The sequence below is a fragment of the Tenacibaculum sp. M341 genome (assembly GCF_004337695.1).
Classification (GTDB): domain Bacteria; phylum Bacteroidota; class Bacteroidia; order Flavobacteriales; family Flavobacteriaceae; genus Polaribacter.
The window spans coordinates 210,148-228,552 of the sequence record NZ_SJXJ01000007.1 but is presented as its reverse complement, the minus strand read 5'-3'; the positions used below and the strand labels follow the sequence as shown (position 1 = coordinate 228,552).

Here is an 18,405-nt window from a genome sequence, read left to right as displayed (position 1 = left end):
TAATTAAGATTGAGATAAAAATATTTTATGTTGATATTCTGTGTTAGCCCCCATTTCATTCACATGCATATGATACGCTTCATTACATCCTTGAATTAGATCTTGTTTTTTAGTAAAAGAACCATGTAAATTTTGATTTATAGAAGTTATCCAACCTTGCATGTATTCTGAAGCATATAATTGATATTCTTTTACAGGAATAATGATACCATTTATCATTTTGTTTAACTGATCAATTTTCCCTTTTAAACTTTGAATACTTTCTTTGAGTTTGTGTAAATCATTATCTAATTGCTGTAAATTTTCTTTTTCTATGGTAATCTTGTTAGTACGTTCTTCTAAAGCCATTTTAATTTTGTCCTTTTCTTTATGCTCTTTCATTACAAAATCAAATACCAATCCCCAAATAATATAGACAATAAAACCTGCAAAAATGATTCCCCAAAAAGCTACTTCCTGAAATGCTATAGATAATGAAAAGTCTTCTGAATTAATACTTCTTGTAAGCTCATATAAATTACTCTCAATTTGATATGCCAAAATAACATCGAACATAAAAGTGACAACAAACAGTGAAACTGTTTTTATAGTGTTTTCAAAACTTTTAACTTCTCCAAACATATGTATCAAAAATCCCAATCCCATAAATACAAAAGGAATAAAAGATACAAACATTCCCTCTACAGGTCCGTCTTGCCATGCCTTCGAAAAAGCATTTGCATCTAAAATAGATTGCATTAAACCATCTCCTAAACTAAACTGTTTGAAAAATGCAGAGTAGGATGTTGAAACATAAAAAGTGAATAAATACAATGTAATAGGAAGTAATAAAACAACACCAATCCAAAATTTGACAGAAGCTCCTTTTTTTGCTTGAATTCCATATTTTTCCGGATTATTAGGAATGTCAACAATCTCATGCTTTAGTTCTTCTATTCTTTTTTCTCTATTTATAATTTTTTCATTCAAATTATCAATAACTACATTTTTTGTTTTAATTTCTGTTTCTTTTTCTAATTTTTCTATCAAATAAGGTTCATTATACTTTTGTTGTTTCAGTTCATTTTCTTTCTCTTCATTTTGAAACTTCGCATAAATAGCCTGTAAACAGATATTCAATGCTACTCTATCTCCAAAATTACGAGTACTATCTCTAAAACCAGACTCATGATAAGTTTGTTTTCGTTGTCGTTCATCTAAGTGGATCAATTTAGTATTTTGTTCATTTTGCGTTTCTTCTACTGTGGAAACTTGCACCAATTCTTTTAATTTCTTAAGCATCATTTTACAGTTCTTTTAATACGTTTTCTAATGAAATATTCTCTTTTACTACATGCAATAAATAATCTGACAGTTCTTCTACATTTCCCTCTTCAAACCCAAATAGCTTTATATACTTTTTTAAAGCATTTCGTTCATTATCGTCTACCTTACCATCAGCCCAAATCATTTGGCTTAACTGGTATAAATAGGTTATTTTTTGATGAGTTTCTTCAGGAATTGTTGCAATTACTTCTGTTGGATTTAACAATAAAGCGTCTAAGTTTTCTTTTGGAACTCCTCTTTCTTTGGCAAAGTCATATAACATTTTTAATTCTAAATGATGGAAATTATCATCTGTAAAGGCAATACTATACAGCCTTAAAAAATGGGCTTTTAATTCTTCTGATATTATATTCATAATCGGTCAATTTTATAGTTTCTTTTATTCAATAGAAATAATTATTTAACAAGCACACTCTTTTCTTTCTACATATGTTTTATTACCATTACTATTATAGTAATAACACCCTCCTTGCGGACCAGTGTAAAGTTGTTTTCCATTATGTACTCCACATTTCCATTCAGACTCAGCTTTTGTATTCAACATATCTTCATCAGACGAACCACAAGAGCTAAATATCAATACCATTCCAACAATTAGTACCATTGAAATACTTTTAATTTTTAAATTCATCTTTTTTGACTTTGGTAATTTTTCTAATTGTGTATACTTAGTTTTCATCTTATAATTATTTAATAGTTTGTTGCTCAAACTTACTCACTACCAAAAAGAAAGCCTTACGGATTTCCGTAAGGCTTTCTTTTATTTAACAATTTTCTTTTTTTTTCGTTTTGAAAAATGATACATTATATTAGGTATTAACTACTTCAAAACTAAAACAGTTACCAAACAAAACCTTACGGGAATCCGTTAAGAAAGAATGATAAATAAAAAACCTTACAGAATTACTGTAAGGCTTATAGTGTGATAAAAATAGAGGCTATCAAGACATATCTTCTATTTCGGCTTCAGGAGCATTTATTTTTACTGAATTAATACCATTGATACAACCACTTTTAGTTTTATACATTTGACTTGTTGCTATAACCTCATAATTTTTTGCATACAAATTGAAATAATATTTATCATTTTCACTTTTTTTGATGGTAAACTTTGGATATCCCATTTCGTTTATTTTTTTAATTAATACTGAATCCAAATTTATAATCATCAATAAAAATAATAATACGGAAAACCATATGTAAGGAAAGTATTATATAAAACCGGCATCTTTTGCTATTGCTATTAACTGTACAGGGTTATTTGCTCTAAAAATATCTTTTAATTTACTCAATCTTTTTTCTACAGAACTCAATCCACTTGGAGTAATTTTAGCTTCCTTAAAATAATGACTAATCTCTTTTTGTGAAAAACCTTCGGATAATTTTTGTAATAATTGAATATCGTAATCATCAATATTACTATCCATCGTATTCTGTCTGGCATTCATTACTTTGGACGACAAGTATATTTCTTGTCCATTAAAAATATTATGCAAGGCTCGCACTAATTCTCTTGTTCCATCTCTTCCTTTGCATACATAAGCATTTACATTATAAGTATGTACTAATCTTCTTACTACTTCAGAATTATCTTCTACAGAATATACTATTACAGGAATATTTATTTTCTTTTCTCTTAATTTTGCTACTAACTCTAATCCTGATGTTAAATATTGTTCTCTATGATCTTTTTCAAAAGATAAATCAGTGATCAAAATATCATAAGGAACTTTGTCTTTAATTGCTTTTTGTATTTTTAAATTCGCATCATCACAATACTTAACATGATCTACAGTTTCAATATCCAACTTTTTCAGTTCTGACTGTAAACCTATATTTATAATTTCTTGATCTTCTACTACTAAAATTTTTTGATACATGTTATATAACTATTTTTACAATGAAACCATTTTCTGGTTCTGAGTTAAAAATAATCTTTCCTCCAACAGATTCTATACGGCTTTCCGCATTTATCAATCCATTCTTTTTTGAAAGTACAGCTCCTACCCCATTATCTTTATAAGTAAGATGAACTTTATTCTTCTGTTCAAATCCAATAGTTACAAAGCTAGCTTCACTGTATTTCCTCATATTTGTCATGAGTTCTTTTAATACTCTATATAAAATATTTTTTTTCTGAACGGAAAACTTTTCCCAAGCTATTTCTTGTAAGTTTTTTGTAATGACATTTACACTATTGTTTTTATAACTAGAAAATAGATCTCCTAACACCTTTTCAAAATCCATATCTTTATCAATCATATAATTATCTCTAGAAATATCTCTAGCCCTTTCATATACTGCTTCTAAATCATCTAATAATTCTTCTTTTGTATTTATATCAGATTGAAACTTTGTCATTATATGATATACATCATTAGCTATCACATCATGAATTGTTTTAGATATTTTACCCTCAGTAATAATTACATTTTCTACAACATTTTTTTTATGCTTTTCATTATAATAAAAATAAAAACCTATGGATATTATCAGAATTATCAATCCTAGAAATTGATAAATTATTCGTAGTTTTTCTGCTTTTTCTGCTTTTAACTGACTTTCTTTTGTTTTTTGCTTTTCTTTAGAGGTATTATATTTTAATAAAGCAAATCTATTTGAACTTTTCATTCTAGCTTCAGTAATACTATCATTTAGCTTTTTATATTCATATGCATAAGCATCTTTACTTAATTCTGTTAAAAGTCCAAGAGATTTATGTTTGTAACCATCATTATTAATTTCATTTGCTACTGACAAACTCTTTAAAGCATATTTTTCAGCTTTTTCCAAATTTAAATTCCTTCTATAAAACTCTGATAAATTATTATAGCTAGTGTGAATACCAATATTATAATTGTTTTGTTTTCTTAATCCTAAAGCAAGTAACATTTCCTCTTTTCCTTCCTCTTTTTGCATTTTAGATTTTATCACTCCTAAATTATCTAAAACTCTTGCTCTTAAAATATGGTTTTCTACATTTTTAATTTTTTCACAAATCTTAACCAGTATTTCTTTTGATTTATAATAATTTCCTTCTTCTTTAAAAACATTTGCTATGTTATTATAAATAATAATACTATCCTTTAAACTTTCTGATAGTTTCAATGATTTAATATAAAGGTTATGAGCTTTGTCGTAGTTTTTTTGTTTTCTATAAAGGATTCCTAAATGATTATATAAACCTATTTGTAATTCTTTTTTATAGTTTGATTTTTTTTCTTTTTCAACTAGTTTTAAAGCCTCAATACTTGTTCTTTCACTTTCTTCAAAAAAACTTTGCTTTAATTCTACACTAGAAATATATCTTAATGCATGTATAGCACTTGAACCATATCCTTTATCTGTAGCTTCTTTATATTTTTTTTTAAAAAAAACATAGGCTCTAACTAAATCTTTATCTTTTGAAGGATGCTGTACTAATTTGGAATAGTACAACAAACTATCAACTTTATTTTGTCCAAACACGATTGTAGTAAATAGAAGACAAATAAAAAAGAGGAATGATTTATTTATTTTTTTCATTCCTCTAATTTATTAAATCTAAGATTAAACTTAAATACTTTTTAATCTTTATCTGGTGGAAGTGGAGGCGGTATTTCCTCTTCTTCACCACAACATTTTACTTTACTTTTACTCGCTTCTAATTTACTAGATACTATTTCTTCCGTATCTGTACATGAAAACAAGGAAGACATAAAGAAGCTTGTAAGAATAATTAATAATATTTTTCTCATAGTTTTAACTTTAGATTCCAAGGTAATAAATTTTAATCATCTTCAGGTGGTGGTGGTGGTGGCAAAATTTCACCATCTTCATCACAACACTCTACTTTACTCTTATTTAATTCTAATTTGTTTGTTACAACTTCTTCGTTATCTGTGCATGAAAATAAACCAGACATAAGGAAACCCGTAAGGATAATTGAAAATATTTTTTTCATTTTGTTTCTGTTTTAAAATTTTACATAAGTGATGCCTGCTCGAGTTTTGCATCGAATTGTTTTTTGTGTGCTAACACGTTTAATAAGGCCTTACGGAAAGTGAAAAGAGAAGTGAGTAAAGTAGATAGCACTTTCCTATTTTCTAACTGCTATACTCGCTACTCTTTTAATAGAAGAAAAGAGAAATCTGTGTATTAATTAATTTGATCAGCTCCTTAATTCTGACACAAATAAACATCAGATAAATTGACTGATTAAGAAGAGAAAAAGAAAGTATTGAGAAAGTTTTCAGAAATCTTTTTCTTAAAAAATTCCGAAATTTAGAAATCTAAAAACCAAACTATTATGCATCAAAAATTAGTAGACCAAGCTTTTAAAAAAGTAAAAAAAAAAGAAGTAAAAAATTCAGGTATTCCATTAAACGACACACCTACTTCTGAAAATCTTTCGATTATTTTAACCGACCAATACAATGCTTCTGTAAGTGATAGAACTCTTAGAGATGTTTACTATGGTAAAAAAAATATTAAAAAAGAAAAAACAGTTTTAGCTCTTTGTAAATTTTTAGACTACGAAGATTATCAAGACTTTTTAGAAAAAAACAAAAAAGAATCTAATGTAATTATAGATTTAAAAGGTTCAAAAAGTTCTAAATCTATAAAAATATCAACTACACTTTTAAATCTCCTTTTAAATAGGATTCAAAAAAACAAGACATCTATTACTCTTTTTTGCATTATTTCATTTGCTGGAGTTGCTTACTTCTATGCATCTACCAAACAACGTTGGATGATTTGGAAAGATGATCATTACGAAGAAGTCTCTTTTGATACTAAAAAGTACGAGCTAGGAAAATTAAAATTATATAAAGAAGACCGAATCAAATACTTTAAAAAAATCAAAGTCAACTGTGAATATGATTTCTTTGATGAATCTGGAAATCCTAATGTATGGTACGGAAAGAATAATTTTGGAGAATTAGAAATATTTACTTCTGTTGGAATTCATCCAGAAACAGGAAAAACTTTAAAACATATTACTGAGCATATGATTCATAAATATATATGTCAATAAAAATAGAATTCAATAAAAAAATCCGTAGAATTTACTTCTACGGATTTTTTTATTTTAAGATAAGCTTATTTTATTTCTCAGACGAAATATAATCGTCAACTAAGTTTTCTAAAACATTCAATGGTAACGGACCATTAGTTAATACCACATCATGAAACTTTCTAATATCGAATTTATCAGCTAATGCTTTTTTAGCCTTTTCTCTTAATTCTAAAATCTTAAGCATTCCTATTTTATAAGCTGTTGCCTGGCTAGGCATTACAATATGTCTTTCAACCATTTTAACGGCATCAGCTTCAGCATTTGGTGTATTATCAGTATAATATTTAATACCTTCTTCTCGTGTCCATTTTTTAGCATGAATTCCTGTATCTACTACTAAACGACAAGCTCTCCACAACTCCATGGCTAAACGACCAAAATCAGAATAAGGATCTGCATAAAAGCCCATTTCTTTTGGAATAAATTCTGAGTACAGTCCCCAACCTTCAACATACGCTGTATATCTACCAAATTTTCTAAACATAGGAACCTCTTTTAATTCCTGAGCAATAGCAATTTGCATATGGTGTCCTGGTATTCCTTCATGATAAGCCAATGCTTCCATTTGATAAGACGGCATGCTTTCCATATCATACATATTAGCATAATACGTTCCTGGACGAGATCCATCAATCGCTGGTTGCTGATAAAATGCTTTACCTGCAGATTTTTCTCTAAATGCTTCTACAGCTTTTACTTGTAAATCAGCTTTTGGCTTTGTAATAAATAACTCATCTAAACGAGTTTTCATACTATCAATTATAAACTCAGCTTTATCCATATACTCTTTTCTTCCTTTGTCATCAGCTGAATAGTAAAACTGCTTATCGGTTTTCATAAACTTAAAAAAGTCTTGTAAAGAACCTTTAAAACCTACTTTTTCTTTAATCGCATTCATTTCACCATGAATTCTTTTCACTTCATTTAAACCTATTTCATGAATTTCATTTGCTGTTAACTCTGTAGTAGTTGTTCTTTTTAATGCATTATTATAAAATGCTTCTCCATTCGGAAACTTCCATGCTCCGTCGTCTGTAGTTGCTTCTTTTTCTTGAGCCTCTAAAGTTGAAATTAAATTGTTATACCCTGTTAAAAATTCGTTTTTAAGAGCTTTTTTCACCTCTTCTATTAATGCTGATTTTTCTGAATCTTCAATATCTAATTTAGATACTTTGGTTTCAAAATCATTTAATAAGGTACTTTTTTCTGAAGATGAATCAAAAGGCGCTCCTTTAATTATGTTTCTAGAATCATCTAATACTTTAGCAAAAACAAACTTCGGAATCATTATGCCTGCTTCTTGACGCTTTTTTAAGTTCTCAGTTAATTGGGCAAACATTGGTTGAATACCTTTTAATCTGCTGATATAATTTTCAGCATCCTTTTTGTTACCAATTTGATGCATGTTGATTAAAAAAGCAGGAATTTCTGACTGAGATCCATGCATTTGATTTACAGGATAAGTGTACAATCTAAATGTATCATCAGCAATTGTATTCTCTAAACTTTGTTTATATAAATCGTAACTTAATTTAGTGTCCTTATCTAAAGCTTTTGTATTTACGGAATCAACCATCCATTGTAAAGCTTCTTTTGTTAAAGCTAACTCTTTATCTAAAAAACTATCAGATATGTCATTCCACTTATCAGCATCTTTCTTTATTCCTAAGTAAGACTGATACATAGGATGTCGATCTAATGATTCTTCAAATTGTTTTTGAAAAAAAGCATTAACTTTTGCTGATTCTTTGGTTATTTCTTCGGAAGTAATTTCTTTTACTGTTTCAGATTTGCATGAAATAAACAACGCAAATCCACTAATAACAGATGTTTTTAAAATGGTTAATCTCATTGGTTTAATTTTTGACGCTGAAATATACCAAATTATAATGTTTAAAAACTAAAAAGCATTTCCTTTAACAGAAATGCTTTTTAATGTATAATATTAACTATTTATAACTTTTATTGATTGCTTGAAGTTACATTTTTTCCTCCTCGTACAATATAAAAGTAAGATCTTCTATTTCGTTGATGTTCTGCTTCAGAACATTTATCTTGATTAGCATCATTACAATTATTCAGTAATTGATCTTCACCATAACCTACAGCACTATCAATTCTAGATGGTAAAATTCCTCTTGAAATCAGATAATCTTTTGTTGCATTTGCTCTATTAGTCGATAAATTCCTGTTGTAAGATTTTGATCCTCTACTATCAGTATGAGATTCTATTCTAATTACCATATCTGGATTATTCTTCATTACAGATATAATATTCTCTAACTCATACTTAGAATCCTGTCTAATATTATATAAATCAAAATCAAAGTAAATAGGATGTATTACAATTTGCGATTCCTGACCGTCTTTATTAACAATTAATGATTCTAAAGCTAAATTTGCTGTAATTATTTTTTTATCAATATTAAGTGTTGCTGCTTTCTTCTGATCACTTCTATAATCATCTTTTTCAGCAGAAACAGTAAAGTCTTTTTTACAATCAATATTTTTAAAACTATACTTACCGTCAGCTTTAGTAACTTGCTTAGAAAGCGGCTCTCCATCTTTGTCTATTAAACGAACTAAAGCTCCTGAAATTGGGGTTCCTGATTTTAAATCTGTAACAACACCTGTAATATCTTCTTTACAAATATTAATTGTAAAACTATAAATATCATCATCTCCTTTTCCTCCTTTTCTGTTAGATGAAAAAAATCCATTAGTTCTTTCTTTATTTATTGCAAAACCAAAATCGTCACGCGAACTATTTACAGGTTTTTCAAGATTTACAGGTTTCGTATATTCATCATTATATAATTTAGATTCAAAAACATCTAAAGCGCCTAATCCTAAATGTCCGTCTGAAGAAAAATACAAAGTTTCATCACTTCCTACAAAAGGAAACATTTCTCTACCCTCTGTATTAATTTCTCTACCTAAATTCACAGGCTTCCCATAAACATCTTCCTCATAAATTTTTACTTTGTAAATATCTGTCTCTCCATAACCATAAGGCATATCTGAAACAAAATACAATGTTTTTTCATCAGGACTTAATGCTGGGTGTCCAATAGAATAATCATCACTATTAAAAGGTAATTCTTTAATATCTGTCCATTCATTTCCTTCTCTTTTTGCTTTGTAAATCTTTAAATGAGAAATATTCTTTCTGTCACCTTTTAATGAACCTCCATTGTAATTGTCCCTTGTAAAAAACATCGTTCTACCGTCTTTAGTAATAATTACATTAGACTCATGATATTTTGTACTTATAGAGTTTAATTTCATTGGATTTTCTACTTCTAAAATCTTACTAGTAGATTTTACTAAATAAGTTTTATAAATATTCAAATACGGCTGATCATTCCATTTGTACAGATCTTTTTTCTTTAACTTGTCCTCTGCTATTACTGGTTTAGTAGAAGCAAAATAGAAAAGATCATCGTAAATAAATCCTCCAAAATCTGAATATTTAGTATTTGAAGAAATATTATGAACATTTACAAAAGCATCATTTGTAGATGAGTATTCACTAAAATAATCTGAATTTTTCACCAAAGCTCTTGGCCTGCTATCATCTCTTTGAACATCTTCTATTTTTAACAACCATAAATCTGATTCTTCTATATCTCCAGTACTTCTTAAAGACTGTGCATATCTAAATATATGACTTGCTGTAGCTTCCTTAGCGTAATTTTTCATAAGCTTCTTGTACCATGGTACTGCTTTTTCAAATTCACTATTAAAGTAGTAAGAATCAGCAAGCCTACTCAATACTAAATAAGAATTGTCTCCTTTCTTATTAATATCTAAATACATATCAGCTGTTTTCTTATATGCGAATTCTTTAAAATAACGATCAGCAGTTCTTAGCTGAGCAAAAGCAGCTGCTATATTAAAAACGATTAGTGTAAATAGTACTTTTCTCATCAGTATATATTTTAATGATTAGAAGAATCTTGGTGATTTCACTGTTTGCTTTGGTGTTCCTTGCCAACGCAACATTAATTCGTAAGTTCCAGAATTATAATTACTATAATTAGATGTTGTTAAGTCATAGGCAAAACCTAAATTAAAATTCTTGGCAAACCTAAAACCTATCAATGCACTAACAGAATCATCCCATCTCCAGGCTAAACCTGCGTTAACTTTTTCATTAAATAAAAAGTTAGCAGAAAGATCTAATGATAAAGGGGCTCCGTTTACAACTTTCACCAAAGATGCTGGTTTAAACTTTACCGATTCACTTAAATCAAACACATAACCACCAATTAAGAAAAAGTGCAAACGCTCAGTTGCCACATCACCTCCATTTATAGTATCATCATAATGCTCCGTACGTAAAATATTAGGCACGGCTGCTCCTAAATACCATTTAGGTTTGTAATAGAAGACACCTGCTCCAATAGTTGGTAAAAATCTATCTAAAACTCCTAATAATTGATCTGACTGTGTTTCTGGATTTCCTCTTCTAGGATCTACATTTAAGCTTCTACCACCCAGTTTCAAACCGAATGATAGATTAGCATCTTCACTTAATTTAACTCCGTAAGATACATTCGCATCTAAAGATAATTCTCTAGCTGGTCCTATCTCATCATGAATTAAATTAATACCTAAACCAACTCCTGTTGCTCCTAATTGAGTATCATAACTTAATGTTTGTGAATCAGGAGCACCATTTACACCAACCCATTGAGTTCTAGCTATTGCTGTTATAATGGTAAAATCATTAGTACCAGCGTAAGCAGGGTTAACACTCATTGTGTTGTACATATACTGTGTAAATTGTGGGTCTTGTTGCGCATTTACCACATTAGCGATAAATAATAATAAGGCAACTGTATACTTTATGATGTTTTTCATTGTATAATGATTTTTTCTTATCATGAATTACTACTTATTGTTAATGTATAACCATCCTGTCATTGGTTCAGAACCGTCACCTAAGTCAATTACATAGAAGTAAGTTCCTGTAGGTAATTTATCATCTTCTATGATTGTTGCTCTACCATTAGACAAGCCTCTAAATGCTTTTTCTGCATTATTATAACCTTGTACTTTGTACACAGTATTACCCCAACGGTTAAATATCTCAACAGTATTATTTCTATACTTCTCATTCGTAATTCCTCTAATATTAAAGAAGCTATTGTCTCCATCACCATTCAATGTTAAAATATTAAACACTTCAATGTCATCATCACTTGTATCTAAATAGTCTGGTGTACCATCTCCGTCAGTATCAATTGCATCTGATGGATTACCATCTGAATCTGGATCAGGATCTTCATCACTTGTTTCATTTCCATCTCCATCATCATCCTGATCTAAATAATCTGGAATACCATCTCCATCTGTATCTTGAGCATCTACAGGAATACCATCTCCATCTGAATCAGGATTCTCTTGATCTGTTAATATTCCATCACCATCATCATCCTGATCTAAATAATCTGGGGTTCCATCTCCATCCGTATCAATATCCGCAGGATCACCTGTTGGATTACCAAACTCATCTAAATCTTCTTCTCCTGTTGCTACTCCGTCATTATCGTCATCATCATCTCTAAAATCTGGAATACCATCTCCATCTGAATCTACAGTATCAATTGCTCCTCCATCTAAATTATCATTTGAATCAAAACCATCATCTAAATTAGTTCCTTCAAAAGCGTCATCTAGTCCATCTCCATCAGTATCAACTCTATCTGGTACAATGTCTGCAACTCCATCTCCGTTTAAATCAAAAGCTTCTATAGTATCTAATACGCCATCTCCATCTGAATCTTGATCTAAGTAATCTGGTGTACCATCAACATCTGTATCTACTGGTGTTCCAATTGGTGTACCTCCATTATCAGGATCATAAGCATCATCTAAACCATCTCCATCGGTGTCATTTCCTGTTGGTGGCACATAACCATCAGTTGGTTGTACTTCAACATTATCAGGAATACCATCATCATCTGAATCAATATCTAAGTGATTTGCTACTCCATCTCCATCGGTATCAAATCCATCTTCTGGTAAGTTGTCATTGTTTCCAACAGTCGGATCAGAATCGTCATCATCTAAATATACTGGCACTCCATCTCCATCTGCATCGGTATCAGGATCAATTCCTCCTGGTGTTTCATCTACATCTAAAATACCATCGTTATCATCATCAACATCATTCGAATTAGAAATACCATCACTATCATTTTCGTCTGAAACAGTTATGAATACTACTGCTGTATCACAAACTGGTGTTCCTGATTCATTGTTACACACTTCATATTCTACAGTTACTGTTTGACCAGCTTCTCCAGCTAAAGGAGTGTATAATAATGTTCCTGTTCCTGGATCAAATATGATTGTTCCTTGTGCAGTTCCATTTCCTGTATTTACAATACTTGTTGTTCCTAAGTTATTTGGATCAGAATTATCTAAATAATCATCATTTCCTAAAATGTCTATTAATGTAGATTCTCCTAATTCTGCTAAACTCGTATCATCTTGTGCTGTTGGATCGTTTGGATTTGGATCTGTAGCATCTGAATGACCATCATTATCTGTATCTGCATCTAATGGATCAGTAGTAACACCATCTGGATCTAATGTTGTATCTGGATCATCAACTCCTGTTAATTCCTCTCCATTATTTAATCCATCTCCATCACAATCTAATTCACTCCAAGCAGCATCTACTAAAGCAACATCTTGACTTGAACCTTGGTAATCACATGGATCGTTCGGATTCGTACCATCAACAGCTTCTTGACCATCGGTAACTCCATCTCCATCTGTATCTGGATCTTGTGGATCAGTAGTCACTCCATTTGGATCGGCTGGTGTGCTTGGATCATCTGTTCCTGTTAATTCTTCAGCATTTGTTAATCCGTCATTATCACAATCTGCTGCATTCCATGATGCTTCAATATTTGCTACTACCTGACTTGCAGCATTGTAATCACAAACATCATTCGGATTGGTTCCATCTATTGCTTCTTGACTATCGGTAACTCCATCTCCATCCGTGTCTGGATCTTGTGGGTCAGTAGTTACTCCATTTGGATCGGCTGGTGTAGTTGGATCATCAACTCCTGATGTTTCTTCTTCGTTGTTTAATCCGTCACCATCACAATCTGCATCGTTCCATGATGCTTCTACATTTGCCAACACTTGACTTGCCGCTTCGTAATCACAAACATCATTTGGATTGGTTCCATCTATTGCTTCTTGACCATCGGTAACTCCATCTCCGTCCGTATCTGGATCTTGTGGATCGGTAGTTACTCCATTTGGATCGGCTGGCGTACTTGGATCATCTGTTCCTGTAATCTCCTCTGCATTTGTTAATCCATCATTATCACAATCGGCTGAACTCCAAGACGCTTCTACATTTGCCATAACTTGACTTGCTGCATTGTAATCACAAACATCATTTGGATTGGTTCCATCTATTGCCTCTTGACCATCAGTAACTCCATCTCCATCTGTATCTGGATCATTTGGATCAGTAGTTACACCATTTGGATCGGCTGGCGTACTTGGATCATCATTTCCTGTTAATTCTTCTCCATTTGTTAATCCATCACTATCACAATCGGCTGCATTCCATGTAGCTCCTATATTAGCTGCTACTTGATTTGTAGGATTATAATCACAAGGATCATTTGGATTGGTTCCATCAACAGCTTCTTGACCATCAGTAACTCCATCATCATCACTATCTGGATCATTTGGATCAGTAGTTACTCCATTTGGATCGGCTGGTGTACTTGGATCATCAACTCCTGATGTTTCTTCTGCATTTGTTAATCCGTCACTATCACAATCTGCTGCATTCCACGATGCCTCTACATTTGCTAATACTTGACTTGAAGCATTGTAATCACAAACATCGTTTGGATTGGTTCCATCTAATGCCTCTTGACCATCAGTAACTCCATCTCCATCTGTATCTGGATCATTTGGATCTGTTGTCTCACCATTTGGATTAGCTGGTGTACTCGGATCATCTACTCCTGAAGTCTCTTCAGCATTCGTTAATCCATCACTATCACAATCTGCTGCATTCCATGATGCTTCTACATTTGCTAATACTTGACTTGAAGCATTATAATCACAAACATCATTTGGATTGGTTCCATCTATTGCCTCTTGACCATCAGTAACTCCATCTCCATCTGTATCTGGATCATTAGGATCTGTTGTTACTCCATTTGGATCGGCTGGCGTACTTGGATTATCTGTTCCTGAAGTCTCCTCTGCATTCGTTAATCCATCATTATCACAATCTGCCGCATTCCATGATGCCTCTACATTTGCTAATACCTGACTTGCAACATTATAATCACAAGGATCATTAGGATTAGTTCCATCTATTGCCTCTTGTCCATCGGTAACTCCATCTCCATCTGTATCTGGATCATTAGGATCTGTTGTTTCTCCATTTGGATCGGCTGGCGTACTTGGATCATCAACTCCTGATGTTTCCTCTTCATTATTTAATCCATCTCCATCACAATCTGCATCGTTCCAAGAAGCTTCTACATTTGCTAAAACTTGACTTGCTGCTTCATAATCACAAACGTCATTCGGGTTAGTTCCGTCAACTGCCTCTTGACCATCAGTAACTCCATCTCCATCTGTATCTGGATCTTGTGGATCTGTTGTTACTCCATTTGGATCGGCTGGTGTACTTGGATCATCTGTTCCAGAAGTTTCTTCTGCATTTGTTAATCCATCACTATCACAATCTGCTGAACTCCATGCTGGCTCTACATTTGCAAGAACCTGACTTGCAGCATTATAATCACAAACATCATTTGAATTGGTTCCATCTATTGCTTCTTGTCCATCAGTAACTCCATCTCCATCAGTATCTGGGTCATTTGGATCTGTTGTTACTCCATTTGGATCGGCTGGTGTACTTGGATCATCTGTTCCAGTAATTTCTTCAGCATTTGTCAATCCATCACTATCACAATCTGCAACATTCCAAGAAGTACCAACATTTGCTATTACTTGATTTGTTGGGTTATAACTACAAGCATCTGTAGGGTCTGTACTATCTGTAATTTCTTGTCCATTCGTTACTCCATCTTCATCACAGTCGGCTGCATTCCATGCCGCTGTTACATTTGCTATCACCTGACTAGCTGTGTTATAACTACAAACATCGTTAGGATCTGTCATATCTGTAACTTCCTGACCATTTGTTACACCATCTCCATCACAATCCGCTGCATTCCATGTTGCTGTAACACTTGCTATTACTTGACTTGCCACATTGTATGAACAAGGATCTACAGGGTCTGTTCCGTCAGAAATTTCTTGACCATTATTTACGCCATCTCCATCACAATCTAGTACTGACCATGTAGCATAAGCTGGATCCGTAACTATTGGTGCATTTGTATAACTACAAGGATCTGCACAGTCTGTTCCATTTATTTTCTCTTCTCCATTTGTCTCTCCATCACCATCACAATCTGCTGCTGCCCATACTGCATAATTAGGAGCTGTAGATACTGGTATTGTAGCTGTTGTTACACTACATGGATCTAATGGATCTGTTGAGTTTCCTAATTCTACTCCATTCGTTTCTCCGTCACCATCGCAATCTAACGCACTCCAAGCTGCAGATACTGATCCTGCTACTTGACTTGCTGCATTATATTCACAAGGATTTGTTGGATCTGTTCCATCCGTAACTTCTTGACCATTCGTTACACCGTCTCCATCACAATCCGCTGTTAAATAAGCTCCACTCTGAGTTAATGTTACTGCTGAAGCATCAAATGAACAAGGATCGTTTGGATCTGTTCCACCAGGTCCTGCTATTCCATCTCCATTTGGATCTACTTCAACTCCATTAACCACTCCATCTCCATCACAATCTGCGGTAAACCAATCAGAAGTTGTATCATTTAAGTTTACTGAGTTTACATCTCCTCCTGAACAAGGATCTAATGGATCTGTTGAATTTCCTAACTCTACTCCATTCGTCTCTCCATCTCCATCACAGTCTAATGCACTCCAAGTAGCCGATACTGAACCTGCAACTTGATTAGCTACATTATATGCACATCCATCGTTAGGATCTGTTCCATCAATTACTTCCTGTCCATTAGTTACTCCGTCTCCATCACAATCTAATGCATTCCATGAAGCTGAAACATTAGCGATTACTTGATTAGCCACGTTATATGAACAAGCATCATTTGGATCTGTTCCATCAGTAATTTCTTGTGTATCTGGCACTCCGTCACCGTCATCATCTGTATCACAAGCTGTTGAAATACCATCTCCATCTGTATCTGGACCAGTTGTTACAACATCTGCATTTGTTCCTGTTGAATAATCTGCTGCAGTTACGGTTCCATTTGAATTTATTTCACCTGCTCCTAAAGTTAATGGATCTCCTGTTCCATATTGAGCACCATCTCCTCCATCAGCATTTGAATTAGCGAATGCTTCATTTGCATCACTACATCCATCCTCATCACTATCAGTATCTAAGAAATCCGGACTGTTTGGATCCATAGCACTATCACTATCAATTGGTGTCGATATACCAGTTCCTGCTGTATTTGGAATTCCATCATTGTTTGTGGCATCTCCATCTGTATCATCTGCTGTTCCATCTCCGTCGGCATCAGTTCCTCCTGTTTCTACAACATCGTAAATTCCGTCGTTATCACTATCTAAATCTAAATGATTTGGAACACCATCTCCATCTGCATCATATGCATCTACAACGCCATCTCCATTTCCATCTGCTCCAATATCTGTATCTAAATAGTTTGGAATTCCATCATTGTCTGCATCTGCACTTGGATCTGGTTGTCCATTTGCTTCTGCTGTATCTAAAATTCCATCATTATCATCATCTAAATCTTGTGCATCTACTACTCCATCTCCATCACTATCTGGACCTGTAACTGTAATTGTTAAAGTTGCTGTTTGACAAACATCATCTGTTGTGTTTGCATTTGGTAAACCGGTTACTGCATCAAATGTAGTATCGTCGTTTACATCATTACAAACTGTATACTCTATCGTTACATCTGTGCCTGCTTCTGATGATGTTGGTGTATAAGTAATTTCTCCTGTATCTGGATCAATACTTACTGTACCTGCGGCTGTTCCTCCTGTTTGATATAAAATCGTGTTTCCTGTATTATTTGGATCTGTATCTCCTAAATAATCATCATTGGTTAAAACATTCGTTGTAACTGGAGTCCCTGCATCTACTGTAGCTGTATCATCTGCTACAGTTGCCGTATTTGGATTCGTATCATTTGTATCTGGATTTCCATCATTGTCATCATCCATATCACAAACCGTTGCAATACCATCTCCATCTAAATCTGGTCCTGCTGTAGTCACATCTGAATTACTTCCTGTTGAATAATCTGCTGCTGTTACAGTTCCGTCTGCATCAACTCCTGATCCTAATGTTAAAGTTCCACTTCCATATGTTCCATTATCATCTGCATCTGCTGTAGCGGTTCCGAAAGCTTCATCGGCATCATTACATCCATCTCCATCACTATCAGTATCTAAGAAGTCTGGACTATTTGGATCAGTTCCACTATCACTATCAGTTGGTGTTGCTACTCCTGTTCCTGCTGTACTTGGAATTCCATCATTGTTTGTGGCATCTCCATCTGTATCATCTGCTGTTCCATCTCCGTCGGCATCAGTTCCTCCTGTTTCTACAACATCGTAAATTCCGTCGTTATCACTATCTAAATCTAAATGATTTGGAACACCATCTCCATCTGCATCATATGCATCTACAACGCCATCTCCATTTCCATCTGCTCCAATATCTGTATCTAAATAGTTTGGAATTCCATCATTGTCTGCATCTGCACTTGGATCTGGTTGTCCGTTTGCCTCTGCTGTATCTAAAATTCCATCATTATCATCATCTAAATCTTGTGCATCTACTACTCCATCTCCATCACTATCTGGACCTGTAACAGTGATTGTTAAAGTTGCCGTCTGACAAACATCATCTG

At 32.9% G+C, this 18,405-nt stretch carries 13 protein-coding genes; 1 reads left to right on the top strand and 12 read right to left on the bottom strand.

Annotated features, from left to right (window positions below; all coding sequences use genetic code 11):
* Positions 1-3 precede the first annotated feature (3 nt).
* The 8 genes from EYW44_RS09975 to EYW44_RS22705 form a co-directional block, all read right to left on the bottom strand.
* Positions 4-1,284 carry an APC family permease gene (locus tag EYW44_RS09975; protein ID WP_132723519.1) on the bottom strand — a complete coding sequence of 427 codons (1,281 nt, stop codon included), beginning with the start codon at positions 1,282-1,284 and terminating at the stop codon, positions 4-6.
* A 1-nt stretch (position 1,285) separates the two neighbouring features.
* Positions 1,286-1,681, bottom strand: coding sequence for a TerB family tellurite resistance protein (locus EYW44_RS09970; RefSeq protein WP_132723518.1), 396 nt, complete (start codon positions 1,679-1,681; stop codon positions 1,286-1,288).
* A gap of 45 nt (positions 1,682-1,726) precedes the next feature.
* Entirely contained in the window at positions 1,727-2,005 is a 279-nt protein-coding gene (locus EYW44_RS22470; protein WP_207893767.1) for a hypothetical protein, read from the bottom strand.
* Between the two features lie 262 nt (positions 2,006-2,267).
* The gene (locus EYW44_RS09960; protein WP_132723560.1) at positions 2,268-2,450 is read right to left on the bottom strand and encodes a YegP family protein; all 183 of its coding nucleotides are present in this window, start codon (positions 2,448-2,450) and stop codon (positions 2,268-2,270) included.
* Positions 2,451-2,537: 87 nt separating this feature from the next.
* A complete protein-coding gene (locus tag EYW44_RS09955; protein WP_132723517.1) occupies positions 2,538-3,206 on the bottom strand; it encodes a response regulator in 669 nt (222 codons plus the stop codon).
* Between the two features lies 1 nt (position 3,207).
* Positions 3,208-4,851 (bottom strand): tetratricopeptide repeat-containing sensor histidine kinase, encoded by a 1,644-nt coding sequence (locus tag EYW44_RS09950; protein ID WP_132723516.1) that lies wholly within the window; start codon positions 4,849-4,851, stop codon positions 3,208-3,210.
* 41 nt (positions 4,852-4,892) lie between these two features.
* On the bottom strand, positions 4,893-5,063 hold the full coding sequence (locus EYW44_RS22175; protein ID WP_165872197.1) for a hypothetical protein: 171 nt from the start codon (positions 5,061-5,063) through the stop codon (positions 4,893-4,895).
* 32 nt (positions 5,064-5,095) lie between these two features.
* Positions 5,096-5,230 (bottom strand): hypothetical protein, encoded by a 135-nt coding sequence (locus tag EYW44_RS22705; RefSeq protein WP_256369375.1) that lies wholly within the window; start codon positions 5,228-5,230, stop codon positions 5,096-5,098.
* A gap of 384 nt (positions 5,231-5,614) precedes the next feature.
* On the opposite strand from EYW44_RS22705, the gene EYW44_RS09945 reads away from it, so the two are divergent.
* A complete protein-coding gene (locus EYW44_RS09945; protein WP_132723515.1) occupies positions 5,615-6,343 on the top strand; it encodes a hypothetical protein in 729 nt (242 codons plus the stop codon).
* Positions 6,344-6,413: 70 nt separating this feature from the next.
* On the opposite strand, the gene EYW44_RS09940 is transcribed toward EYW44_RS09945, so the two are convergent.
* From EYW44_RS09940 to EYW44_RS09925, 4 genes are all read right to left on the bottom strand, one after another.
* Entirely contained in the window at positions 6,414-8,237 is a 1,824-nt protein-coding gene (locus tag EYW44_RS09940; protein WP_132723514.1) for a DUF885 domain-containing protein, read from the bottom strand.
* A 110-nt stretch (positions 8,238-8,347) separates the two neighbouring features.
* Positions 8,348-10,315, bottom strand: coding sequence for an OmpA family protein (locus EYW44_RS09935; RefSeq protein WP_132723513.1), 1,968 nt, complete (start codon positions 10,313-10,315; stop codon positions 8,348-8,350).
* An 18-nt stretch (positions 10,316-10,333) separates the two neighbouring features.
* Positions 10,334-11,251 carry a PorP/SprF family type IX secretion system membrane protein gene (locus EYW44_RS09930; protein WP_243643634.1) on the bottom strand — a complete coding sequence of 306 codons (918 nt, stop codon included), beginning with the start codon at positions 11,249-11,251 and terminating at the stop codon, positions 10,334-10,336.
* 30 nt (positions 11,252-11,281) lie between these two features.
* A partial coding sequence (locus EYW44_RS09925; protein ID WP_165872196.1) for a gliding motility-associated C-terminal domain-containing protein occupies positions 11,282-18,405 on the bottom strand: 7,124 nt, incomplete at its 5' end.